This window comes from Saprospira grandis (genome assembly GCF_027594745.1).
In the GTDB taxonomy this organism is placed as follows: Bacteria; Bacteroidota; Bacteroidia; order Chitinophagales; family Saprospiraceae; genus Saprospira; species Saprospira grandis.
The window spans coordinates 2,236,648-2,260,739 of record NZ_CP110854.1 but is presented as its reverse complement, the minus strand read 5'-3'; the positions used below and the strand labels follow the sequence as shown (position 1 = coordinate 2,260,739).

Here is a 24,092-nt window from a genome sequence, read left to right as displayed (position 1 = left end):
GCTCAAGCTAAACCAGCAGTAGCTCCAGCTAGCAAAATCCTAGCTCGAGCTAAACCAGCAGCAGCTCCAGCTAGCAAAACCCTAGCTCAAGCTAAACCAGCAGTAGCTCCAGCTAACAAAACCCTAGCTCGAGCTAAACCAGCAGTAGCTCCAGCTAGCAAAACCCTAGCTCAAGCTAAACCAGCAGTAGCTCCAGCTAACAAAACCCTAGCTCGAGCTAAACCAGCAGTAGCTCCAGCTAACAAAACCCTAGCTCGAGCTAAACCAGCAGTAGCTCCAGCTAGCAAAACCCTAGCTCGAGCTAAACCAGCAGTAGCTCCAGCTAACAAAACCCTAGCTCGAGCTAAACCAGCAGTAGCTCCAGCTAACAAAATCCTAGCTCGAGCTAGCAAAAAGTTAGCTCATTCCTATGCTAGAGTCCGTTCACTTAATTCCAGATTTAATTTTTATTTAAGAACTCTAAATAAAAAAGGAGCAAACCCCTAGGGGTTTGCTCCTTTTTGCGGGCCGAAGAAGAGGGCCAAAAGAAAGCCGAAAAGATGAGCGGCCCAGCGCTGCGCAGCCGTGGCCCGCAGGGCCAGACCCAAGCCGCCAAAGGCGGCTGCAGGGCCGAGCAGACCTGCGAGCGGCGCAGCATAGCGGCGGCCGCCTTGGCTTTGCCAAGGCGGCCGCGGGCCCCAAATTATTAGGAAAGAAAACGGTCTTGCCAATCCGCTTTAGGCAGCATACAGTGCTCTTTTTGGCCAAACCAGCGATAGCGATTTTTGGAAATCCAATAGTAGACGGGATCTCGCAAAAAGCGGGGCAGCCACAAAAAAACGCCAAAAATGGGCCAGGGAAAAGGCAGCAAACAAAGCAGGCGCAAAGCTGCCGTAGAGCCCAAATAGGCCTGGCCATCTTCTACTAAAACCAGCGATTTAAAATCGCTTTGGGCCAGTTGCTGTTGGGCCAAAATCCGCTGCCCCGCCTCCGATTGCAAGGCGGCAAAATGAACCTTAGCCTGCTGATCTCTTTGCAGCACAAACTGCACGCTTTTCTCGCAAAGATGGCAAACCCCATCAAAAAGTAAAATGGCTTTAGTATCCTTTGGCATCTAAAAATTGTTTCCAGTCGGCAAATTGCTTGGCGGTCAGTACCCTTGGAAATTTGGACTGTCCGTCAATGCGTTTTTGCTGCCCCCACCATTCCCAAAACAGGGCATTGGGCAAGAGGCGCAGCTTCACCTTCTTCAACAAATTATCTTCTCTTTCGGTTTTGTAGTCATCGTTTAGGGCGCCCAGATATTGGTCCAGTTGCTGCGCCAGTAGCTCTTCGGACAAGCCTGCTAGGGGGGCCGTTTGCCCCAGAAACCAATGATGTTCAAAATGGTTACCCACCTTAACTGCTTGCAGATGAAACTCGCCAAATTGCAGGCCCAGTTCTGCTTCGCAGCGGGCCAGGGCCTCATTCATATTGTCTACAGAAAGGTGCTCGCCGCAGATGCTCACAAAATGCTTAATGCGGCCCGTAAGGCGAATCTCGGCCCTTTGTTTATTGAGAATGCGGACCGTATCGCCCAGCAAATAGCGCCAAGCGCCCGAGCAAGTGCTGAGGAGCAGAGCATACTCCTTGCCTTCCCGAACCTCCCCAATATGCAGGGCTTTGGCTTGGGGAAGCAACTGGCCTGTTGGGCTAAAATTATCGGCATTGAAGGGAATAAACTCAAAGAAAATCCCATTATTCAGTATCAACTCTAGGGGCATGACCTCATCGTCAATTCGGGTTTGGCAGGCCAAACTCCCCTCCGAGGTATTATAGGTATCTAGGGTGTGTACATTGCCGCCAATCAGCTCCTTAAAGCGTTGTCGGTAAGGCGAAAAGGCGATCCCGCCAGAAACATAAATCTTGAGATTGGGCCAGATATCAATAATTTGATCCGCTTTTTGGACCTGCAGCACCCGTTCGAGCATCATCTGCACCCAAGAAGGGATGCCCGCAATCACGCTAAGGTCCCATTTGTGGGCCTGTTCGGCAATAGCCGCAACACGTTCCTCCCAATTGGGGAGTTTAATAATTTTGGCCCCTGGTTTATAAAAGCCCCGAAACCAGCTCGGCATTTGCGTGGCATTAATGCCCGAAATATCGCCTAGCCAATGCTGGCCCTGCTTGCGCAAAGTGGTACTACTGCCCATAATGAGGAAATCTCGGCCATAAAAATTGGGGCCAAGCTCCCATTGGGTAGAATGGGCAAACATAAACTTAGTGCTGCGTTTCATGGCGCCTAGCATCGCCTTGCTCACGGGAATCTGCTTGCTAGGGCTGCCAGAAGTGCCCGAACTTTGGGCAAAATAACGGATCTGTCCGGGCCAAACCACATTGGCCTCATCCTCTAGCAAACGATGCCACCAATGGGCATACATCTGTTCATAATCTACAATAGGAATCTGCTCCTGATAGGCCCGAATGGGGTCTAGAGCCGCCCGAATTTGAGCAAACTTATAGTGCCGACCAAATGCTGTTTGCTCAGCCATCTGCAAAAGAAACTGCAAGCTCTGCTGCTGCAAGCGCAGCGGAGTTTGTTGCCGTTGAGAGGCTGATCGCAAATGCCACATCAGCCCCCGCTTGAATAGTTGTCCTTTTATTTTTGACATAAATCCGGGGGAGTTTATTTACCTTAAAGTGGAGTGTATAAATAAAGCCTGTCTGTAAGTTGCAAGAGGGCCGAAATTAGCTCATATCCCGCTTAAAAACTAAACAGTTGTACAAAATAAAAAAGCAAATTGTATAATGAAAATTTTAATGCTTTGCCTAGGCAATATATGCCGCTCTCCGCTAGCGGAGGGCATTCTGCGTAAAAAAGTAACTGATTTAAATTTAGACTGGACTATAGATTCGGCGGGGACCTCTGCCTATCATGCTGGCGAAGCCCCCGATCCTCGTTCTCAGGCGGTGGCCTTCGCCCATGGGATCGACATCAGCCAACAGCGATCTCGAGCCCTAAAACCCAAAGATTTTGCTATCTTTGACCTTATTCTGGCTATGGATAGCCAAAATTATCAAGATGCCCGAAAAATGGCCCAAGGAGAAGAGCAAAAAGCAAAAGTACAGCTCATTATGAACTTCGAACGGCCCCATTTCAACCAAGCCGTTCCCGATCCTTATTGGGATGACAATGGCTTTGAGTTGGTCTATGCCATGTTGGACCGTGCCTGCGAGGCGCTGATTCAACAACTGAGCTAGGGCTTTTTTTTATGCGCTCATTTTAAGCAATCATGGAAAAGATTAAAATAGGAATTTCTATTGGAGACATTAACGGTATTGGTCCAGAAGTTCTCCTCAAGACATTAGGCGATAGCCGCATTACCGAACTTTGTACGCCCGTTATTTTTGGTTCGGCCAAGATCTTGGCCTACCATAAAAATATTGTCAAGCTGCGCAGTTTTCAGTTTCATACCATAGAAGAAGGAGAACAGCCAGAAGAAGGACAAATCAATGTGGTCAACTGTTGGAGCGATAATGTTCGTATCAATTTGGGCAATATCTCTGAAGAAGCAGGCAAATATGCTTATATCGCCCTCGAAAAAGCCGTACAGGCCCTAAAAGATGGCTATGTAGATGCCCTAGTCACTGCCCCCATCAATAAGGAGGCTATGCAGCTAGCCAACTTTCCGCATACAGGACATACCGAATATCTGGCCGAGCAATTGGGTAGCAAAGAAAACCTAATGATGCTGGTGCATGAAAACCTCCGTGTGGGGCTGGTGACCAATCATCTCCCCATTCGCCAAGTGGCCGATGCCATCAATAGCCAAACCGTTTTGCGCAAGCTACAACTGATGCACCATAGTTTGCGGGCCGACTTTGGGCTGGACCGCCCAAAAATTGCCGTTCTGGGCCTTAATCCCCACGCTAGCGATGGCGGAAATATTGGTAAGGAAGAGCAAGAAGTGATTCTCCCCGCTATCGAAAAAGCCAAAAAAGAAGGCATTATGGCTATTGGCCCCTACCCTGCCGATGGATTCTTTGGTAGCCAAAATTATAAAAATTTTGACGCCATTTTGGCCATGTACCACGACCAAGGACTCGTGGCTTTTAAGGCCCTCTCTTTTGGTCAAGGGGTCAACTTTACCGCTGGTATGCCCTTTGTCCGCACTTCTCCAGACCATGGGACCGCCTTCAATTTGGCCGGAAAAAATGTAGCCGAAGCCGACTCTTTCCGCCGCGCGCTCTATCTGGCTATCGATGCCTACAGAAATAGAGCTAATTATGAGGATATGCACGCTAATGAAATGCCTATCATCAGCCTAGAACAATACGAAAAGGAAGAGGAACAGGAAAGACGGAAATACCGCAAGCAACGCCAACAAGAACGAAAAGATGCTCCTAAACAAGAGGAGACTAATGAGGAAGACCCCAAAGGAAAAGGCAAGCGCAGCAGTAAACGCCCCCCTCGTGGACCAAAACGCAAGGGTCCCCGCCCTACAGATGCTGTAGAAAATAAAGAAGCCGAAGCTCCCAAAAACGAGCAGAAGCAGGAACCCCAAAAACAGGAACCTAAAGCCGAAGCTCCTAAAAATGAGCAAAAGCAGGAACCTAAAAAACAGGAACCTAAGGCCGAAGCTCCCAAAAACGAGCAGAAGCAGGAACCCAAAAAACAGGAACCTAAGGCCGAAGCTCCCAAAAATGAGCAGAAGCAGGAACCCAAAAAACAGGAACCTAAGGCCGAAGCTCCTAAAAATGAGCAGAAGCAGGAACCCCAAAAACAGGAACCTAAAGCCGAAGCTCCCAAAAATGAGCAAAAGCAGGAACCCAAAAAACAGGAACCTAAAGCCGAAGCTCCCAAAAATGAGCAAAAGCAGGAACCCAAAAAACAGGAACCTAAAGCCGAAGCTCCTCAAAGCGAGCTAAAGCAAGAGGAACTGAATAAGGACTAAGCAAAAAGGGCTGTCGGAGAATTCCGACAGCCCTTTTTAATTTAAGTCAATTGGCCTATAGTTGTACTACGATTTCTTTTTGCAAGGTATAGCCAGACTGGGGGTCTCCCGTCAATTGATCCAGCATATTTTTCGATAAACTATCTCCAAAAACATTATCCTGTTCATTGCTCGTATTCGCTTCTCCCTCATAAGGTCCTTGTGCATAAACCTCATCGCAAATATCTTTGGGAAAGGCAATTTGCGTCACTCGAATAGAGTCCTCATTGGGCGATTTTACCTCAATGTGAATATGAGGAGCCCGCCCATTATACCAACCCGGGAAAATGCTAATAAACTGCACTTGTCCATTGGCATCTGTGGTCTGCCGCCCCCGCAAAAAGCTAACATTCTGGTAGTCATTGGCCTGCATATTGGTCCCTCCATACTCCGAGTAATCTCCCTTTGCATCACAATGCCACAAATCTACATAATAGCCCTCCAAAGGCGTGCAAGCCTCTTCGGTCTGCCGAATAACTGTAAGCTGTATCACTAAAGCGGTTCCTGTTCGATCTCCACAAATGTTTTGCTGCACCAAATCTGCTGGACTGTGAATTGGGAAAGGCCCAGCCGTTTCTACAGGAGACAATGGGCAGTTCTCATTCAATTCTTCTTCGCTGTCCTTGCTACAACTTGCCCCCAATCCCAAGGCGCCAAGGGCCAATAAACTCCGCTTCAAAAAATCTTTTCGTTTCATAAGTTTTTTCCCTTAGACGCAAATGCCTAAATGAGTTTAACGAATTGATTGGTTTTTCTTTTTGGGGCCTCCACCTCCCTTCGGTCGTCGGCGCTACGTTTCGCAGCTCGCAGGTCTGCTCGGCCCTGCGGCCTGACGGCCTTGGTCTGCGGCTGCACCGCACTGCTGCACATCGCTAGGCCATCAAAGGGGCTGCGCCCCCAGTAAAATGCGCTGTTAATAGAGCTTTACGCCAGGCAACCATTCTCGGAGACAAGCCTTTTCTTCTTCGGGAATAGGGCAGCCTCTCAAATAGATTTTCTTTAGCTTTTTGCATTGCTTAATGCTTTCTGGCAAATGGTCCAATTTGCTGTTATAGCGCAAATCAAGCTCTTCCAAATTCTCCAATTGCCCAATTTTATGCTTGAGTTTGCGCAGCTTGGTATCGGCCAGATTCAGTTGGCGCAAATTGCGTAAGCTATACAGACTATCGGGTAGTTGGCCAAAATCATTATCCGAGAGGTCCAAGATTTCTAGGGCCTGTAAATCGCCAATATTGGCGGGTAAATGATTGTATTTGGTCCCAGCTAGCTTGAGGCTAGTCAAGCGGGGGAGTTTGGCCAAGCGGGCAAAGACCTGCCCTGGTTTCAGGTATTTGTTATAGCTCAAATCAATGGCCCTTAAGTTTTGCATTTTTTCCATGCTGCTGGGCAAACTATAAATCTGAATATTGGCGGCATTGAGCTCTTCTAAATTGGGAAGCTCGCAAACTACCTCGGGAAAGCCCTTGAGGTCCATCACCCGAATACTGAGGTAGCGGAGATTTTCCAGATATTTTAGGCTATCGGGCAAAATCTCTAGATCATTTCCAGCCAAGCTCAACCAGACCAAATGCTCCAATTCGCCTATTCTGGGAGAGAGGCTATCGAGTCGGTTATCAGAGAGGTCTAACCAAAAGAGGTCCTTCATGCTATAGAGGCTTTCGTCTATGGCTTTTAGTTTATTCCCCTTAAGGTTGAGGCGTTCTATTTGCTGCAATTGGTCCAAATTACTGGGCAGTTGCTCTAGGCCCAATTCGGGTAATTGTAGCTCGTAGAGTTGTTTGAGCGCAGGCAACTGCTCAAAGAGTTGCTCTGGATTTTTGAGGGGGTTGCGGCCCAAATTGAGTTGTTGTAGGTTTTCCATTTGCCAGAGCAAGCTATCTAGTTCCTCTAACTTATTATAATAGAGATCTAGATACTGCAAATTAGGCAATTTAGGCAAGCCACCAAGGTCTACAAAATAATTATTAGAGAGGTCCAGATATTGCAAATTTTGCCAGTTCGATAAATCGGTGGGCAGGCTATCAATATCATTTTCTTGCAGTTGCAATTTTTCTAAGCTACCTAATTGGTCCAAGGGATAGGGAAAGCTTGTCAGGCGATTTTTGCTGAGGTCCAGCCACTTGAGGTTTTGCAATTTGGCCAGGGCTTCGGGCAGTTCTTTCACCTTATTATGCCGAAGAGAAAGCAGTTGTAGCTGTTCTAAATCGCCAATGGCCTCCGTTAAATGCTCAAAGTAAATATGTTCGGCATAAAGGGCTTGCAAATTGGGCAATTGGGCCACTAAAGGCGGCAGACTATTGGCCTGTTTGTAGAGGCGTAGCTTATAGGCCTTGGCTTTTTCTATATAGGCCTTATCTACCGAATAGTAGAGGGGAATTTCCTCATCGTTTTCTAGTTGTTCTAAACTAAAAAGAGATTGGGCCCGCAAAAAGGAGGCCGTACAAATCAGACTGATGGCAAAAAGATATGGATACATAGTTTTAGTTTGTGTGTAGGGCCAGGCCTCCTTGGCCTAGCGCTGTGGAGGGGTGGCCGTCAGGCCAGACCCAGGCGGCGCAGCCGCCGCAGGGCCGAGCAGACCTGCGAGCCCCGCAACATAGCGCAGCAAGCGCAGCGCAGCTGAGGCCCCAAATCCTACTTAAGATGTTGCTTGGCAATAATCCCCAGCAGGCGTTCTTCTTCTAGGACCAAAAGGGCGTTGATTCGCAGCTGCTGCATTTGCTCCTCGGCATCGAGCAAAGAGGCTTGGGGAGAAATAGTTTTGGGTGTTGGCGTCATTAGGGCCTTGGCCTTCAGGGCAAAAAAGGCATCATTGGCCGTTTGGCTCAGTTGGCGGCGCAAATCGCCATCGGTAATAATGCCCAAGACTTTTCCGGCCTCCTGAACAATGGCTAGGCCCAGCTGCCCAGCCGAAATGGTCAATAATAGCTCTTGCATATTGGCATTTGGGCCAACAATGGGCAATTTTTCGCTTTGCATGGCCTCTTGGACCTTAGTGAGCAGGCGCTTGCCGAGGTTGCCGCCAGGATGATAGCGCAAAAAATCGGCCTGTTGGAAATTGCTGGCCTCAATATAGGCCGCAGCTAGGGCATCGCCCATGGCCAGGGCAGTCAGGCTAGAGGCCAAGGGAACTGCCTGCAGGCGGGCGGCCTCTACCGAAACGCCCACATCTAGGACAAAGTCGGCATAGCGGGCCAAGGTTGATTTAGGGCGGCCCACAATACAAATATGCGGCAGCTCGAGCGCTTGAATATGAGGCAAAATTTGCAAAAGTTCATCCGTTTCGCCCGAATTAGAAAGGCTCAAAAAGCAGTCATTTTCCATCAGCATCCCCAAATCGCCATGAATGGCCTCTGAAGGGTGGAGGAAAAAGCTCGGCCGCCCCACGCTGGCCAAAGTCGCCGCAATCTTTTTCCCAATCAGGCCCGATTTGCCCATGCCACAGACCACCAAACGGCCCGAGCAATTGAGAATAGCCTGAACAGCCCCATCAAAATGACTGTTAATTTTTTGGCCAAGTTGCTGAAGGGCCTTGGCCTCCAACTCAAATACCGATTTTGCAGTTTCTTGATAAGACATACACTATTTTTAAACAAGTTTGTCAGAGAGCAGCCCAAAGATATTAGTTTTGCTGCGCTTTATAGCGCAGTCTATTAAAAACCGCTTCCCTTGGGCCAGAAAGCTAATTTTCTGCCTAGTAGATGCCGCTTTTAAAGGAGTTCCTGCTAACTTACTGTAAGCCGTTTTTTTCATTTCAAACAGGATAAGCATATGAATCGAGATTTAAATGAGAAGGTCGCCCAATTAAGAGAAGATTATCAAATGGGCAGCCTATTAGAAACTGAGGTAGCCGAAAACCCTTTTCGGCAGTTTGAAAACTGGTTCAAGGCCGCTTTAACCGCCAATTTGCCCGAGCCCAACGCCATGACCTTGGCCACGGTAGACGAACAGGGGCGGCCAGCAGCCCGCATCGTTCTGCTCAAGGGATTTGATGAAAAAGGCCTGTATTTTTATACGAATTATGGTAGCGCCAAAGGACAACAACTCGATTTGAACCCGCAGGCCGCCTTGGTTTTTGCTTGGATTGAAATGGAGCGCCAAATTCGCATAGATGGCCTAGTCGAAAAGTTGAGCGCCTCGGCTTCTGAGCAGTATTTCCGCTCTCGCCCTCGAGATAGCCAATTTGGAGCCCTAGCCTCGGCCCAAAGCCAACTGATTAGCGATCGTTCTGTTTTGGAAGATCGTTTGGCCGAGCTGAAGGCAAAATACCCAGAAGGGACAGAGATTCCCATGCCCGAAAACTGGGGTGGCTATTTGGTCCGACCCTACCGCTTCGAGTTTTGGCAGGGCCGCAGCAGCCGCTTGCACGACCGTCTTCGCTATACCATAGACAAAATTGAGGGCGAAGAGAAAAAATGGAAAATCGAACGCTTAGCGCCTTAAGTCATGGACCGAAAAGAACTAGAAACTCGCTGGGCCAAAATCAAAAGCTGGAAAGCCAAGGGCAAACGAGCCCCGCACAAACCGCTTTTGCTGCTGTATGCCCTAGGCGCCTGGCAACAGGGCCGAACAAAACTGCAGTATGCAGAGGAAGAAGCAAAACTGAAGGATTATTTTCGGGAGTTTGGCCCACCGAATAGCGCTCCTGGCCCCAACTACCCTTTTGTCTACCTAAGCTCAGATAAGATTTGGGAACTCAGTGAACTGCATCGCATCGATGGTAAAATCAATAGCTCGCCCAAGCGACTCCGAGAAAAAGGCATCAGCGCTCAATTCCCTGCCGAGATGCAAGCGCTTTTGCGGGAGCAACCCGATTTAGTGGGGCATTTGGCCGAGCAGCTTTTGCAGCGCAACTTCCCCGAAAGTCTGCACCAGAATATTTTGCAGGCGGTGGGTCTAGAGCTAGAACCTGCCTTTTTGCTCAGCAAAAGGCGAAAAAGAGATCCTCGTTTTCGGGGCCAAATTTTGGAGGCCTATGGCTATGCCTGTGCCGTTTGTGGCTTCAATTTGCGGCTGGGGCATCAGCCTTTGGCCTTAGAGGCGGCTCACATTAAGTGGCATCAGGCGGGCGGGCCCGATCGGGCAGAAAATGGCCTGGCCCTTTGCAGCATGCACCACAAACTCTTTGATCTGGGCGCTTTTCGGATTGATGACTCCTTGCGCATGCAGGTCTCGCATAAGGTACATGGCGAGGGCTTAGAGTACTATTTACTGCGGCATCAGGCCCAGCAAATCCGTCTGCCTCATCTCAAAAAATATCGGCCCAAAGAGGACTATCTCGACTGGCATTTGCAAGAGGTTTTTCAGGGCTATAGCCGAGATTAGCAGGGGCATAAAATTTCATTTTCTTTCAAAAAAGCCTATATTGAAGAGGTATTAAGCTCATTTCATTTAAAAAATAAATCCAATGGCCGAAAATCGCATTTCTATCGAATTGACTACCGATATGGTAGAAGAGGTCCGCCAATTAGTGACCCAAATTGAAGAAAAGCTCCCCTTTTTGCTCTCGCTTACCCAAGACGAGCGCGCTTCTTTCCCCAAACTCCATAGAGAAAATGAAATCTTTGTCGAGGAGACAATTCGAGCGGCAGAACAGCATGATGATGTTTTGCCCGACTATATTGATGTGGCCGAAATGAAGCGAGATTTAGAACTTTATCAGCAGTTGGGCCGAGTGATGTTGCGCCTCAACCGCCTGCATGAGAAGGTCAATGATACCATTCATATTGCTGGCGCCGAGGCCCTTGCCACGGCCCTAGTGACCAATAATATGTTTCAAATTGCCGCCAAAATGGGCGTAAATGGCATGGACCGAGTTTCTTCGGACCTGATGAATTACTTTAATAACGAAGAGCAAGAGCAGTAGTTTTTCTGCTGTTTTTTGGGGCCCGCGGCCGCCTTGGCAAAGCCAAGGCGGCCGCCGCTATGCTCCGCCGCTCGCAAGGCTGCTCGGCCCTGCAGGCTCCACTTCGTTTCGCCTTGGGTCTGGCCTTCGGCCACGGCTGCGCAGCGCTGGGCCGGCTCGACAAAAGGCCCCAAGGGGCCCGAAAAAGACAAAAAAGGGGCGGTCGGAAAATCCGACCGCCCCTTTGCGTCTAGCGCCAATTAGCCCTATCGAGTTTGAGAGAAATCTGTCGTCTCAAAGTCGCCTTCTGCTTCGCCGAAGGTATAGTAGTTTTCCGGAACCTCAAAGTTATTGGGGAAAACGTAAGCATGAATCTTGCTTGTACCAAAAGCGGAGATCTTTACCATATTGCTTTGGTTGCCGCCCAAAAGCAAGACATTGCCGCCCTTTTTGCCGACCACAAAGCCCACATGGCCTTTTCCGCCACCATAGCTCAAAACGGCAATAGCGCCATAGGCGGGTTTATCCACCTTTTTACCATATTTGGCCCAAGACATTGCCATTGCGCTGCCTGTTCCACCTTGGCCGGCTTTATTCATTACCCAATTGACAAAAGAGGCGCACCAAGGCGTCTCATCATCGCGGAAGCCACCAGTAGTCGAGTGATACTCAATTACTCGGGGGTTATCTTCTGCGCCAGGGATTTCGGTAACGCCCAGCTCAGACTCTGCTACCTTGATCCAATTGGGTTTATTCATTGGGCCAGGGATAGCGGCTTCTTGTAGGCCTTCGCCATTGAGGCCCTTCCAGCTTTTTCCGCCTGGATCTACACGGCCATCGGGTTTGCTTACGCCCAATTTAGTGGCTTGGAAATTACTAATTGCGGTAATGGTCTTATTATCGCAAGTTCCGCTGATGTCCACTTTGTAGTCAAACTCTTCACGGAGAAGGGTTTGGACCACCTTGACATCATCGGGATTATTTTTTCCGCCTTGGCCCACAGAACCTTGAAGGTCCTTAATTGGAACGGGATCTCCAGTTGGAGCAGCTTCTTCTGTTGTGGCTGCAGCATCAGCGCTACTGCTATCTGAGCTGCTGCTATCCTCTGAAGAGCTAGAAGAGCTTCCGCCAGAAAGGGCGCCCCAGCTTTTCCCGCCTGGATCAATGCGGCCATCTTGCCAGCCAAACTCTGCTTGTTGGAAAGCTTTGATAGCGGCGATGGTTTTTGGTCCACAGTCGCCATCTACGGCTACATTTTGGCCCTTTTTCTTTAGTAGTTCTTGTACCAATTTCACATCGGCCTCTTTATTGTCTCCGCCTTTGCCCACTGAGCCCGAAATAGAAGAGGCTGCAGGAGCGGGAGTTTCTGCGGCAGGCGTTTCGCTGCCTGTTTCGGCAGGAGTTTCTGCGGCGGCAGTTGCCGCAGCGGTAGCTGAGCCAATGCGCTCGCCTAGGCGGGCAATAGCGGCTTCAATTTGGTTGATTTGCTCTTGTTCTTGGGCATCAATTTTCCCATCACTCATAAAGAGCTCCTTGAGTTGGTCAAGGGTTGCATTATACTGCTCCAAGCGAGCTTGGATTTTATCAAAATTTGCCATAAGATGGTCATTAAAAGTTAGTTAGGATAATGGGTTGGCTTAGTTCTTCAGTTTAGCTTCAATCTTCTGAAGGTTTTCAAGCATTTTGGCCATCACCTGACGTCCTTTGGCTTTTTTCTTTTCTAGTTGAGGATCAACAGCGGCAGACTCTGCTCCAGCAGCGGCGGTATCATCGCTAGTGGTTTCGGCAGTTTCGGTAGTTTTGCTGTCTTCTGTTGTTGGCTGTGCTTCTTCTTTGGGCGCTTCTTCTTCTCCTCCGGCGGCGGCTCCTTCTGCAGCGGCGGCGCTTACAGCTTCTCCGGCCTTAACGAGGGCAAATTTGGCCTTTTTGAGTAGGGCCTTTCCTTCCTTAGCAATTTTGGCCAAGGGAGCATTTCCTTTAATGGGAGAAAGTTCTAGGACATTGCCATTTTCGCCAGCGGTAAAATGAGCTTTAGCGATAAGAATCATCTTCTTGTCGCCTTTAAGGTCTTCCTTGGCTTGCTTTTTCCATTTTGCATCCATTTTAGAGAGGAGCATTAGGGGAGCTTCTGTGCCGCAGGCAAATTTGTGCATGCGTTTTACAAAGAAAGTAACGGCATTTTCTTCGCCATTGGCTTGAGTTTCGGCCATTTTGGCTAGGCGTTTAAACTCCTTGACATAGGCGGCATGGGTCAGATTTTTGTAATCTGGTTGAATCTTAGCTTTCATTCTTTTTTAGTTAATTTAGTGGGGTAAAATCTTGCTTGACTATTAAATGTAGAAAAAAGAGATGGGCTCTACAAAGCATCTAAAGAGTTTTACAGCTAATTTATTTTTCTATTGTTTATCTCATTTTTTAGGCCTATCTTATTGGTTTTTTGCCTGTTAAGGGCCGAAGAGCTATGGCTAAAAGCAGTAGCGACAGCTGAGCGGCCTAGCGATGTGCAGCAGTGCGGCGCAGCCGCAGACCAAGGCCGTCAGGCCGCAGGGCCGAGCGAATAGCGAGCTGCGGAACGTAGCGCCCGCCGAAGGCGGGAGGCCCCAAAAACAGATCCTTAGAGGCATAAAAAAAGGGCTATCCAGATGGACAGCCCTTTAATTTCTTATATGCGGTTTATTTCCAGCCATGAAGTTGGAACCAGCCCGCTCTTTCTAGCACATTTCGAGAATAATCTCGGCCTGTGGTGTAGTAGTCAATATCGTAGCCTGATTGATGGGCGCTGAGGGCGCGAGAAGGCCCGCAGTTATAGCCCGCGATACCGGCTTGTAGGAGTTGTTTGCTCATTTTCCAGCCCAACTTTTTGGTAAAGAGGTTCATAGAATTTTTGAGCACGGCGCAGCCATAGATAATATTTTCGGTAGCATTTGCCCATTTTCCAGACTGGATAAAAGCGACATGCCAGCGGTCATCCACCTGCATGAGTCCTCTACCGTGGCCACCATCTCCGGTGCCATGTGGGCCGGGAGGGGTTAGGGCCAAGCCCCAATGCGACTCTCTAGAGCCGATGCCAGCGATTACCGAGGCGGGAATGCCGTACTGTTGCGATACTCGGAGCACAGCATTTTTATACTTGCCATTGAGCTCTGCCAATTGCTTGAGCAGATGGGGATTATTTTTGGCGTAGGAGGTCTGAAACTGAAGATAATTGCCCGAAGGTTGGGGGCGATTCAGCAAGGCCGCCCAGGTAGAAGGGCCTACGATACCGTCAGGCGTCATTCTTTTTTTATATTGGAAATGCTTGACGCAATTCTCGGTATAGGGACCAAATTCGCCATCGGGGCGAACGCGGTAGCCATAACCTTTGAGTAATGTTTGTAGCTCGGCCACCTCATCGCGAAGATGGGGGGAGGTGTGGCGATAGCCATCATATAGACGGAGTGTAGGTCTTCCCATGAGTCAATATTTAGGGCACCATTTGGTGCTTAAAAAGCAATTTAGAGATTCTATCTCCCTAAAATATAATTTTTTAGTACTTCTAGCAAAGTTTTACTTTCTTATTCCCCTGTTTTTTGTCCTAGGCGTTCTAGGCCAAACACCAAAGCGAAGCCCAAAAGGGCCAAAAGGCTGGCGCCTAACAGGTAGGGCTCGCCTTCATAGGCGCTAGGCAAAACAGATTGAAATAAGAAAGGCTCTTCTTCTCCATGGCTATTGATACGTGTTTGGATGACATTTTGCCAGGGCCAAATTTTGGGCAAAGAGCCCAACATAAAGCCAGTGAGCAAAGCCAAGGCCGCCGAGCGATAATGTTCAAACAGCCAGCTCAATATTCTAGCAAAACTCAATAGACCCAAACCACAGCCCATCATAAAGACCAAGAGAAAAAGGATATCTCTTTCATGAATGGCCTCAATCACATGCTTATACATGCCCATCAGGAGCAAAATGAAACTACCCGAGATGCCAGGTAAAATCATGGCACAAATAGCAATCGCCCCAGAAATGAAGGCCATAGGGTAGCTTTTGGGCATTTCGGTAGGCACAAAAAGCGTAATGCCGTAGGCAATGCCCGCGCCCATAATCAATAGGACGATAGAAGGCAGGTTGTTCCACTTAATTTGCCGCCCAACATATAGGGCCGAAGCCAAAACCAAGCCCATAAAAAAGGACCAAAGTAGCTGCGGATAATGCTCTAGGGCCGAGCTAAGCAAAGAGGCCAAACTCAATACACTGACAAAGATGCCCCCAAAAAGGGCCAATAAAAAACTACCATCTATGGCGGTCCAGAAAGCGGCAATACCTTGTCTTTGCAAAACTTTTAAGCTCTCCAAATTAACGCCCTTAATGCCCCGAAGCAAACGCTCATAAATCCCCGTAATAAAGGCTACGGTTCCGCCAGAAACTCCAGGCACCACATCTGCAGCGCCCATGGCCATCCCTTTGAGAAAAGTAAATAGATGTTGCATAATTATACTTCTTCGCTGGCTTTTAGTTTCTCGGCATTATAAGTAGTTTGAATGGCCTCAATGAACTCATCAATGGCTCCGTTCATCATATCGCCTAGATTGTAGCGGGTAAAATTGATGCGGTGATCCGTCACTCGGTTTTGAGGATAGTTATAGGTCCGAATTTTTGAAGAGCGATCACTAGAGACCACCAAGCTATTTCGCAAATCGGTAATGCTATCTTGCTGCTCTTGCTGCTGCAATTCAAACAAACGAGCATAGAGTTTTTGTAAGGCAATTTCTCGGTTGCGGTGCTGCGAACGTCCTTCCTGACATTCTACCACTACCCCACTGGGTTTGTGCGTTACCCGCACGGCAGATTCCGTTTTGTTTACGTGCTGCCCCCCTACCCCACTGGCCCGGAAAGTATCCCAGTCCAAATCGGCAGTGTTGATCTGAATATCTTCGGTCTCAAAAATAGGCATAATGGCCACAGTAGCCGTAGAGGTGTGCACCCGCCCCTGAGATTCCGTTTTAGGCACTCGCTGTACGCGGTGTGTGCCCGATTCATATTTGAGCAGGCCATACACCCCATCGCCAGTTACTTCCATAAATACTTTAGAGTAGCCCCCAGAACCACTAGGGGTTTCCGAGATTAACTCCCGCTTCCAGCCCATTTTATCAATATAGCGCTCATACATCCGAAGCAAATCGCCCGCAAAAATGGCCGCCTCATCTCCACCCGCTCCCGAGCGGATTTCAATCGTGACGTTTTTCTCATCTTCAGGGTCTTTGGGAATCAACATATACTTGATTTCCTCTTCCAATGGCCCCCGCCGCTCCAAAAGCTCGTCCATCTCCATTTTGGCCATTTCCTTAAATTCGGCCTCATCAGAGTTGTCCAAAATTTCTTTACACTCGGCCAAACCATCCAAGATGGCTTTGTACTCCTCATGCGCCTTTACCAAAGGCTCCAAACTCTTATATTCTTTATTGACCTTCATAAATTTCTTCATATCAGAAGAAATGCTGGGGTCCGAAAGCTGCTCTTGCAGGTACTCAAATTTGTCCTTAATCGCAGACAGCTTGCTCAATAAGCTATTCATAGTGTTTTGCGTCGCAAAATGAACTCATCTAAATGGAGTTCTATGTTAAATAATATTCTAATTGTTTTTTGGGGCCTCCTGCCTGCGGCAGGCGCTACGCTTTGGGGCTCGCAGGTCTGCTCGGCCCTTCGCCAGCAAGCTGGCTCGGTCTGGCCTGACGGCCACCCCGCCGCATCGCTAGGCCATACAAAAGCGGCCTGCGGCCGCCCAGCTAGGGCCAGGGCCCTAAAGCATCTCCTCCTCCAATAAGGTTTGGACCAAAGCAGAAAGTTTGGGCGAAGCCTTTTCTACTACCCCCAAAACATCTTCTAAACTGGTCTCGACAATCTCCTCTAAGGGCCAACATTTATTCGAGACAATAGAAGTGACTAAAACAGGTAGCTCCGCATGCTTGGCCACAATGACCTCAGGAACTGTAGACATCCCAATGACATCCGCACCCAAAATATGCGCCATCCGATATTCAGCTGGCGTTTCTAAATTAGGTCCCTGCAGGGCCAAATAGACGCCCTGATGAATGGGCAACCCCATGTCCTTGGCCTTGGCCTCTACCCGATCATTTAAAGCATGATCATAGGCATCTTTCATATCTGGAAAACGAGGACCCAAACGATCGTCGTTCTTTCCCCGCAACGGATGATCGGGAATGAAGTTGATATGATCACGGACCAAAATAATGTCGCCCGCATTCATCTCCCCATTCACACTGCCCACCACAGAAGAAATCAATAGGCGCTCTACGCCCAAAGCCTTAAATATGCGTATCGGAAAAGTCGCCTCTTTGGTCGAATAGCCCTCATAATAATGAAAACGGCCCGACATGGCCACCACCGGCTGCCCCGCCAAATACCCAAAGATCAAACAACCCGCATGCCCCTCTACCGTAGATACCGGAAAATGCGGGATCTCCGCATAAGGAATACGATGAACTTCTTCTATTTCTTCCGCCAAAGGGCCTAAACCCGTACCTAAAATTAAACCATAGCGAACCTTAAAGGTCTCTGTTCTGTTATTTAAGTACTGATGGCAAACGGCAATTTGTTGTGCTAAACTCATATAGCAAAAACTTAAAAAGTATGCTAATCATCAGGGAATCAATAAATTGAACACCCAAATAATTTTTAAGGAAATGTTATATTTCAAATCCTAAAATTTTGAACTCTAAGGACTTGTACTTATTTTTGTTAGGGCAAGGCCAAAGATAAGCAATTTTTTCTGTCTTCGGTGGTTTGCCGCTCTTCCCCAAAAGAAAAGTCCTTTATTAAAAGTGACTGCCTCTATTCCAGTACGTCTCTATCTAAAAAGCGCTCAAAAGGAGTGTTTTTACCTGCTATTTCTAATCTACTCTTTTTATCTACACTACTTTTTAACATTGATCGATATGAAAATTCTATCTTTCGTCCTAGCGCTTGTTCTTGGCTTCAATGCCAGCAACGCTTTCGCTGCAAACCCTAATCATGAAGACAAGATGGTTGCTGTTATTCTCCTTATGGACAATGGCGATGACCGTGAAGTTGTAGCTACAATTTATACTAGCCTTATGTCTGCCGAAAAAGTGGCTAAGGTTCTAGATATTGAAATGGTTGCCTCTGATGATCCCGTTCAAGATGATGTCTATGTGTTCTCTCTAAAATCTCAAGAGCAGAAAGAATTGACCATGAAAATGTTTGACGAAGAGGGCTACGAACTAGCTGCTCACCGAGTTATGGAAGTAACTGAAGGTAGCAACTACCGCGCACTCAACGTAGAAACACTAGAGGACGGTACCTATATGTTCCAAATCACTGACGAATCTGGCGCTGAGCTTAACCGCAAGGTAACTATCCAGCGTGAAGAAAAATAAGCGAGACCGCTAAGCTAATTAGCATCTGCAAATGAAAGGCAAGCCGAATGGCTTGCCTTTTTTGTATCTCCTTAAACCTATTTTATCATTTCCTTGGGAACCTCGCCTAGAAAAAGAGCGTATTTTAAGCCAAATTTTATTTCTTCCCCCTCCCCAAAACAATTTACCTATGCGTAGCTTACTCTTATTTTTGGGCCTGCTTATCGGCCAGTTTAATTTGGCCCAAGCCCAAACAGAACGCCTGCTAGAAGGCGAAAAAGCCCCCAAAACTACCTTTGAAGCCATAGATGGCGAAAGCTATAAACTCAAAGAGCTGCTCAAAGAAAATGAGCAGGTCCTCATCACTTTTTTAAGGCCCGTTTGGTGCCCCGTCTGTAACTTTAGAACCCATGAGCTCAAAGATAATTATGAAAGCCTCAAAGCACAAGGCTATGCCGTCATTGTGGTCTACCCTAGCCCCAAAGACCGCCTCAAGGCCCTAGCCGAAGATGCCGAGCTGCCTTTTATTGTTGTGGCCGACCCCAATGAAGAACTTTTTGAGGCCTATAAAATTGAAAAATCTGCAGGAAAAGTCCGAAATTCCATTTTTAGCAAAAAGGTCCGTAAGGCCGCAAAAAACGGAAAGAAAGCCTATGATGGAGAAAAATACCCCAAAAAAGGCGACCGCCCCGGCCCTATCATCCCAGCCGATTTTGTCATTCAAGGCAATCAAGAATTAGAACAAGTACATTACGGCAAAAATATCGCCGACCATATTACTATCAAATCGCTCTTAAAATAAATTGACTCATGTCAAAAATGCGTAGCATCAACCCTAAAGACCTAGAAATTAAAGACCTGCATCAGTTTATGGTGGGGGCCATTGCCCCTCGTCCCATTGCTTTTGTCTCTACCATAGATGAAAATGGGCTGGCCAATATTGCTCCCTATAGCTTTTTCAATGCCTTTTCCTCTAATCCGCCCATGATGGTCTTTTCTTCTAACCGAACCGTCAGAGGAAATACCACCAAAGATACTTTACATAATATTCAGGCAAATCAAGAGGTGGTCATCAATGTGGTCACCTACGATATGGTCCAACAAATGACCCTAGCCAGCATTTCTTATCCCGCCCATATTGATGAGTTTGCCAAAGCAGGCTTTACGCCCCTAGCCGCAGAAACCGTGGCCCCCTTCCGCATTGCCGAATCTCCCGTGCAGTTTGAGTGCAAGGTGGAGCAAATTGTTAGCTTGGGAGAACATGGCGGAGCCGGCAACCTGATGTTCTGCAAAGTGCAGCGCTTCCATATTGATGAGGCCGTTATTGATGAACGCAACCGCATTGACCCTCATAAACTCGATTTGGTGGGCCGCCTTGGCCGAGCCTATTATGTGCGCGCTAGTGGAGATGCCCTTTTCTCTATTTACCAAAATCCTTCTGATTTGGCCCTGGGCTTTGACCAACTGCCAGAGCGCATCCGCCAGAGCGATACCCTTAAGGGAAGTGAAATTGCTTGCATGGCGGGCCTAATGGCCCTGCCCACAGAGCAGGAAATAGAACAGTTGGTCCAGACAGATGATAGTTTGGCCAATTTGCTCGAGCTAGCGCCCGCAGGCTCTACAGCCCGCTTTGCGATGCAAGAGCGCTATGCCCGTACCCTCATCCAACAGGGAGAATATGCCAATGCCCTAGCCTGCCTGATGATTGAATAAGCTCCTTTAATGGGGCCATACTTTTTAGTTCGCTCTACCCAAAAGGTAGAGCGTTTTTTGTTTGGTCCATTTTGCGGTGGACAGGCGGCGGAGCCGCCGCAGGCTGAGGGATAGAAAGCAGTGGCCGAAGGCCAGACCAAGGAGCGAAGCGACGCAGGGCCGAGCGAGCAGCGAGCTGCGACATAGCCCGACCCGAGCAAAGTGAGGGGCAGCCCCAAAAATTAACAGCAGACAAAAAAGCAGCAAGCAAAGGCCCCAAAAGCCAAAAGATTTTTAACTTTGATTCTTTACTATAACCATGTGGGCCTTTGGGTCCAAGAACTTTTAAGAAGATGAAAAAACGCGTTCTCTCAGCCATTCAACCTACCGGAGACCTTCATTTGGGCAACTACTTTGGGGCGGTCCAAAATTGGGTGCGCCTACAAGAAAACTACGATTGTACCTTTGGGGTGGTGGATTATCATGCCATGACCATGCCCTATAAAACCAAAAAACTGCGGGAGAATAGCTGGAACATGATTTTTAATCTTCTGGCCCTAGGCGTCAAGCCAGAATATCTCTTTTTGCAATCTTTGGTGCCCGAACATGCCGAGCTCTGCTGGATTTTGAGCTGTTTTTGCTCTTATGGCGAACTGAGCCGCATGACGCAGTTTAAGGACAAAAGCCAACAGGTCAAAGAGGGCCAAAAAGATAGCTTTATCTCGGCGGCTTTGTTTAGCTACCCCGTTTTGCAAGCTGCCGATATCCTAATTTATCGGGCCGATTATGTGCCTGTGGGCAAGGACCAAGAGCAGCATCTAGAGCTTACTCGCAATATTGCTACTCGCTTCAATCAGGCTGTGGGCAAGGAGTTTTTTGAGCTACCCGAGCCCCTATTTACGGAGTCGCCTAAGATTCGCTCTTTGGCCGACCCCAACCGCAAAATGAGCAAAAGCCTAGGCGAAAAGCATTATATCAGTGTTTTTGAAGAAGAGGCTCGCCTCTTTAAGAAGGTGGGTTCTGCCGTGACCGATACGGGAGCCGAACAGGCCCAAGGCATCATGAGCCCAGGGGTAGACAACCTCTTTACTTTGATTAAGGCGGCTGGACATATCACTGAGCATGAGCAATTATTGGCCATTTATCAGGATCCCAACCAACAACTTTCTTATAAGGACCTCAAGGAGGCCGCAAAAACGGCTTTGGGCCAATTGATTGGCGGCTTTAAGGAAAAACGAGCCGAGGTTTTGAGCAATAAAAAGGAGTATAAGAAACAAATTAAGGCCAGCTCCGAAGAGATTCGGAAACGAGCCCAGGACTGCATTAAGGAGGTCAAGGATTTGGCTGGCCTAAGCAATGTTCGCTTCTAAAGTAGTAACCAAAAAGGGCGACCGTTTCTCGGTCGCCCTTTTTTTTATGGTCTAGCGGGATAGCGTTTTCGCTGCAATTGCAAAAAGCGGCTAAGGGGCTTTTTGTGCCAGTCTAGGGCCTGCTTAGAGCGGCTGCGTTGCCAGCCTTGGGGGTCTAGCAAAATCAATTCGGGGGCCCGCCAATCCCAAGCCTTAATGCTATGAAGCTGAGGATCATGAGCGGCCAAAAAAGGCAGTTTTTCGGCCTTCATAAAATCTTCTAAGGGATAGGGTTTGGGGTCTAGAGAAATGACTAAAATCCGCCAATTTTGCTGCTTTTTGTCTAACTTATGCAAAGAGCGGAGCTGTTCTTTACAGCTTTCGCACCAGCTGGCCCAGGGCACAATCAGCAGCCATTCGCCTTGCAATTGCTTCAGGCTAATAAAGCCTCCGCTCAGGCTGCGCCATTGCATATTTTTCAGGGGTTCTTCGCTCAGTTCAATTTGCTGAAAGACGGGCTCTTTTAGCAGGGCCAAAAAACGGCGATCTTCGGCCTGCAGCTGCCCATTTTGCAAGATTTTCTGCCAGCTCGAGGAGCTATTTTTGGCCAATTCGATCAAATCGGATGTAGGTCGCAAGCCTTGGCGGTAGAGCCACTGAAAAGCAAAGAGGTTTTGGGCCCAAAAGGCCTGTTCTAATAAGGGGGGCGCTCCTGCTGTGGCGGCCAATTTGGCCCCTTTTTGTTTGAGTAGCGGCAGTAATTCGTTGGCTTCTTTTTGTATGGCCAATTCTAAGGGACTACAGGCGCCCTGACAATTGGGGCGTTTGGCCTTGGCAGAGGCTTGTTTGCGCAACCATTTTTTGGCCCAGTCTATTTCGCCCTGCGCAATGGCTTCGGCCAAGATCCCCGGCTGTCGATAATCGGCCCCATAAGAGAGCAATAGGCTAATGAGCTCTTCTCGCTTGACCTCGGGGGCCTGCAGGGCATAAAATAAGGGGGTATAATGCTTGGGGCCAGCATTGACCAAAGCGCCTCTTTGCAGTAAAAACTCCGCCACCTCGACGCTTCCGTAGGCCGCAGCTACATGTAAGGGCCTACTCCCCTTCTGGCTTAATGGTCCGGCAGAGCGCCAACCTTCTGTCAAGGGGGCCCAAAGGCTTGCCCCATTATCCTGCAACAGCCGCACAAACTCGACTTGCCCCATGGCACAGGCGGCCATCATGGGGGTCCAATAAAAACAATCCTCGGCATAGCGGCTATAGGTATAGCGGCTATCTAGTTGCGCCCCCTGTCCCAAAGCCGCCTCTACCTGCTCTAGGTCTTGATCAAATATGGCGGCAAAAAGGAGCTCTTCGGGGCTTTCAAAGCTTTGGGCGGCGCCTAGGTAGCTCAAGAAAATAAAAATAAGGGAGTAGAGTACAGTTGCTTTCATTAGGTCTTTATTAACAAGACGTTTTTTCTCCTCAAAAAGTTGTCTCAATTAGGTCTTTTGCAAGTAGTTAGGGGTTTTGGGGCCTCCCGCCTTCGGCGGGCGCTACGTTTCGCAGCTCGCTCTTCGCTCGGCCCTTCGCCGCTTTCAGCGGCTCGGTCTGGCCTGACGGCCACTGCTGCACATCGCTAGGCCTTTGGCCTTCGGCCATCATAGCTGCAGCTTAAAAGCCGCAGCCAATTTCGGAACAACTAAGCTAGATTTTGGCAGTCCCCTTGGCCTGCAGCTTAAAAGCCGCAGGACCTGAAAAATCTAAGTCCCTGCCTTCTATCCAAGAAGCAGGGGCTTTTAAGCTCCTGCGGCGAGCAAGATGATGGCCCAGCAAGATTGGCTGCGGCAGAACAACCCATCAAAACCTTTTTGCCCTATTTGACAGAGATCAAAGGCCGAAGAAGAAACTTAAGCTAAAGAAAGGCAGCTGAGCGGCCTAGCGATGTGCAGCAGTGCGGCGCAGCCGCAGACCAAGGAGCCGAAGGCGACGCAGGGCCGAGCAGACCTGCGAGCTGCGGAACGTAGCGCCGACGACCAAAGGGAGGCGGAGGCCCCAAAAAAAAGGTCAGCACCTAAGGAGGCACTGACCAGTATAAATTGGGATCAGAGGAAGCGGTTTATTTAGCCGCTTGGCGGTTAGAGCCAAAGACAGCGGCAATATACTCGCGGTTCATCTGAGCGATATTCTCGATAGAGATTTCCTTGGGGCATTCGGCCTCACAGGCGCCAATATTAGAGCAAAGACCGAAGCCTTCGCTATCCATTTGGCTGACCATATTGAGTACCCGTTGTTGAGCCTCTACATGTCCTTGCGGCATAGTGGCCAAATGCGTCACTTTAGCAGAAGTAAAGAGCATAGCCGAGGCATTGGGGCAGGCGGCCACACAGGCGCCACAGCCAATACAAGCGGCGGCATTAAAGCCCTTGGCGGCCACCTCTTGTTCGATAGGAATAGCGTTACCGTCGGGAGTACCCCCAGTATTTACAGAAACGTATCCTCCAGCTTGGATAATGCGGTCGAAGGCAGAGCGGTCTACCACCAGGTCCTTCACTACGGGGAAGGCCTTAGCGCGGTAAGGTTCGATCCAGATCGTATCGCCATCATCGAAGTGGCGCATATGCAATTGGCAAGTAGTGGTACCTTGCATAGGGCCATGTGGGCGGCCGTTAATTACGAGGCTACAAGCTCCGCAGATTCCCTCGCGGCAATCGTGTTCAAAAGCGACGGGGTCTTTCTTTTGGGAGTTGAGTTGTTCATTGAGGACGTCCAACATTTCGAGGAAAGACATATGCGTATTGGCAGTCACCTGATAGCTTTCGAACTTACCGGCTTGGCCTGCACTTTTTTGTCTCCAGACGTTGAGCGTCAGTCTAATTTCGTCATGAGCCATAATATATGGAGT

The 24,092-nt window shown here is 48.7% G+C and carries 22 protein-coding genes; 9 read left to right on the top strand and 13 right to left on the bottom strand.

Annotation, left to right across the window (positions count from 1 at the left end):
- Positions 1–685: 685 nt before the first annotated feature.
- Together OP864_RS09035 and OP864_RS09030 are read right to left on the bottom strand one after the other, a co-directional pair.
- The gene (locus OP864_RS09035) at positions 686–1,093 is read right to left on the bottom strand and encodes a thiol-disulfide oxidoreductase DCC family protein (RefSeq protein ID WP_270097891.1); all 408 of its coding nucleotides are present in this window, start codon (positions 1,091–1,093) and stop codon (positions 686–688) included.
- Positions 1,077–2,630, bottom strand: a complete 1,554-nt coding sequence (locus OP864_RS09030) for a GH3 family acyl-acid amido synthetase (protein ID WP_270097890.1) — start codon at positions 2,628–2,630, stop codon at positions 1,077–1,079. Before OP864_RS09030 ends, OP864_RS09035 begins: the two co-directional genes overlap by 17 nt.
- A 136-nt stretch (positions 2,631–2,766) precedes the next feature.
- On the opposite strand from OP864_RS09030, the gene OP864_RS09025 reads away from it, so the two are divergent.
- Both OP864_RS09025 and pdxA read left to right on the top strand, forming a co-directional pair.
- Positions 2,767–3,219: a low molecular weight protein-tyrosine-phosphatase gene (locus OP864_RS09025; RefSeq protein ID WP_015692623.1), complete on the top strand. Its 453-nt coding sequence runs from the start codon at positions 2,767–2,769 to the stop codon at positions 3,217–3,219.
- A gap of 32 nt (positions 3,220–3,251) precedes the next feature.
- The gene (pdxA, locus tag OP864_RS09020; RefSeq protein WP_270097889.1) at positions 3,252–4,913 is read left to right on the top strand and encodes a 4-hydroxythreonine-4-phosphate dehydrogenase PdxA; all 1,662 of its coding nucleotides are present in this window, start codon (positions 3,252–3,254) and stop codon (positions 4,911–4,913) included.
- Between the two features lie 55 nt (positions 4,914–4,968).
- On the opposite strand, the gene OP864_RS09015 is transcribed toward pdxA, so the two are convergent.
- The 3 genes from OP864_RS09015 to OP864_RS09005 form a co-directional block, all read right to left on the bottom strand.
- The gene (locus OP864_RS09015; protein ID WP_270097888.1) at positions 4,969–5,649 is read right to left on the bottom strand and encodes a dioxygenase family protein; all 681 of its coding nucleotides are present in this window, start codon (positions 5,647–5,649) and stop codon (positions 4,969–4,971) included.
- Positions 5,650–5,865: 216 nt separating this feature from the next.
- On the bottom strand, positions 5,866–7,428 hold the full coding sequence (locus tag OP864_RS09010) for a leucine-rich repeat domain-containing protein (RefSeq protein ID WP_270097887.1): 1,563 nt from the start codon (positions 7,426–7,428) through the stop codon (positions 5,866–5,868).
- A 158-nt stretch (positions 7,429–7,586) separates the two neighbouring features.
- Positions 7,587–8,531 (bottom strand): KpsF/GutQ family sugar-phosphate isomerase, encoded by a 945-nt coding sequence (locus OP864_RS09005; protein WP_270097886.1) that lies wholly within the window; start codon positions 8,529–8,531, stop codon positions 7,587–7,589.
- A gap of 192 nt (positions 8,532–8,723) precedes the next feature.
- On the opposite strand from OP864_RS09005, the gene pdxH reads away from it, so the two are divergent.
- The 3 genes from pdxH (at position 8,724) to OP864_RS08990 (ending at position 10,818) form a co-directional block, all read left to right on the top strand.
- Positions 8,724–9,395: a pyridoxamine 5'-phosphate oxidase gene (gene pdxH, locus OP864_RS09000; protein WP_270097885.1), complete on the top strand. Its 672-nt coding sequence runs from the start codon at positions 8,724–8,726 to the stop codon at positions 9,393–9,395.
- A 3-nt stretch (positions 9,396–9,398) separates the two neighbouring features.
- Positions 9,399–10,277 carry a phosphorothioated DNA-binding restriction endonuclease gene (locus OP864_RS08995; RefSeq protein WP_270097884.1) on the top strand — a complete coding sequence of 293 codons (879 nt, stop codon included), beginning with the start codon at positions 9,399–9,401 and terminating at the stop codon, positions 10,275–10,277.
- Positions 10,278–10,359: 82 nt separating this feature from the next.
- Positions 10,360–10,818 (top strand): hypothetical protein, encoded by a 459-nt coding sequence (locus tag OP864_RS08990; RefSeq protein ID WP_015692616.1) that lies wholly within the window; start codon positions 10,360–10,362, stop codon positions 10,816–10,818.
- Positions 10,819–11,063: 245 nt separating this feature from the next.
- Here the strand turns inward: OP864_RS08990 and OP864_RS08985 are convergent, their stop codons facing one another.
- The 6 genes from OP864_RS08985 to OP864_RS08960 all read right to left on the bottom strand — a co-directional run bounded on the left by OP864_RS08985 (position 11,064) and on the right by OP864_RS08960 (position 17,401).
- On the bottom strand, positions 11,064–12,395 hold the full coding sequence (locus OP864_RS08985; RefSeq protein WP_270097883.1) for a TIGR02594 family protein: 1,332 nt from the start codon (positions 12,393–12,395) through the stop codon (positions 11,064–11,066).
- A gap of 39 nt (positions 12,396–12,434) precedes the next feature.
- A complete protein-coding gene (locus OP864_RS08980) occupies positions 12,435–13,085 on the bottom strand; it encodes a hypothetical protein (protein WP_270097882.1) in 651 nt (216 codons plus the stop codon).
- A gap of 385 nt (positions 13,086–13,470) precedes the next feature.
- Complete coding sequence (locus OP864_RS08975) at positions 13,471–14,250, bottom strand: peptidoglycan-binding protein (protein ID WP_015692612.1); 780 nt, start codon at positions 14,248–14,250, stop codon at positions 13,471–13,473.
- A gap of 101 nt (positions 14,251–14,351) precedes the next feature.
- Entirely contained in the window at positions 14,352–15,260 is a 909-nt protein-coding gene (locus OP864_RS08970; protein WP_270097881.1) for a DUF368 domain-containing protein, read from the bottom strand.
- A gap of 2 nt (positions 15,261–15,262) precedes the next feature.
- The gene (gene prfA, locus OP864_RS08965) at positions 15,263–16,345 is read right to left on the bottom strand and encodes a peptide chain release factor 1 (RefSeq protein WP_270097880.1); all 1,083 of its coding nucleotides are present in this window, start codon (positions 16,343–16,345) and stop codon (positions 15,263–15,265) included.
- A gap of 225 nt (positions 16,346–16,570) precedes the next feature.
- Positions 16,571–17,401, bottom strand: coding sequence for a purine-nucleoside phosphorylase (locus OP864_RS08960; RefSeq protein WP_270097879.1), 831 nt, complete (start codon positions 17,399–17,401; stop codon positions 16,571–16,573).
- Positions 17,402–17,813: 412 nt separating this feature from the next.
- Here OP864_RS08960 and OP864_RS08955 point away from each other — a divergent pair, with 412 nt between their 5' ends.
- The 4 genes from OP864_RS08955 to trpS all read left to right on the top strand — a co-directional run bounded on the left by OP864_RS08955 (position 17,814) and on the right by trpS (position 21,229).
- Positions 17,814–18,188 carry a T9SS type A sorting domain-containing protein gene (locus tag OP864_RS08955; RefSeq protein ID WP_245538535.1) on the top strand — a complete coding sequence of 125 codons (375 nt, stop codon included), beginning with the start codon at positions 17,814–17,816 and terminating at the stop codon, positions 18,186–18,188.
- Positions 18,189–18,357: 169 nt separating this feature from the next.
- A complete protein-coding gene (locus tag OP864_RS08950) occupies positions 18,358–18,969 on the top strand; it encodes a redoxin domain-containing protein (RefSeq protein WP_270097878.1) in 612 nt (203 codons plus the stop codon).
- Between the two features lie 8 nt (positions 18,970–18,977).
- Positions 18,978–19,880: a flavin reductase family protein gene (locus OP864_RS08945; RefSeq protein ID WP_270097877.1), complete on the top strand. Its 903-nt coding sequence runs from the start codon at positions 18,978–18,980 to the stop codon at positions 19,878–19,880.
- Between the two features lie 332 nt (positions 19,881–20,212).
- Positions 20,213–21,229 (top strand): tryptophan--tRNA ligase, encoded by a 1,017-nt coding sequence (trpS, locus tag OP864_RS08940; RefSeq protein ID WP_270097876.1) that lies wholly within the window; start codon positions 20,213–20,215, stop codon positions 21,227–21,229.
- 44 nt (positions 21,230–21,273) lie between these two features.
- Here trpS and OP864_RS08935 read toward each other — a convergent pair whose 3' ends face one another.
- The gene (locus tag OP864_RS08935; RefSeq protein WP_270097874.1) at positions 21,274–22,641 is read right to left on the bottom strand and encodes an ankyrin repeat domain-containing protein; all 1,368 of its coding nucleotides are present in this window, start codon (positions 22,639–22,641) and stop codon (positions 21,274–21,276) included.
- A gap of 665 nt (positions 22,642–23,306) precedes the next feature.
- The gene (locus OP864_RS08930) at positions 23,307–24,080 is read right to left on the bottom strand and encodes a succinate dehydrogenase/fumarate reductase iron-sulfur subunit (RefSeq protein ID WP_270097873.1); all 774 of its coding nucleotides are present in this window, start codon (positions 24,078–24,080) and stop codon (positions 23,307–23,309) included.
- Positions 24,081–24,092 lie beyond the last annotated feature (12 nt).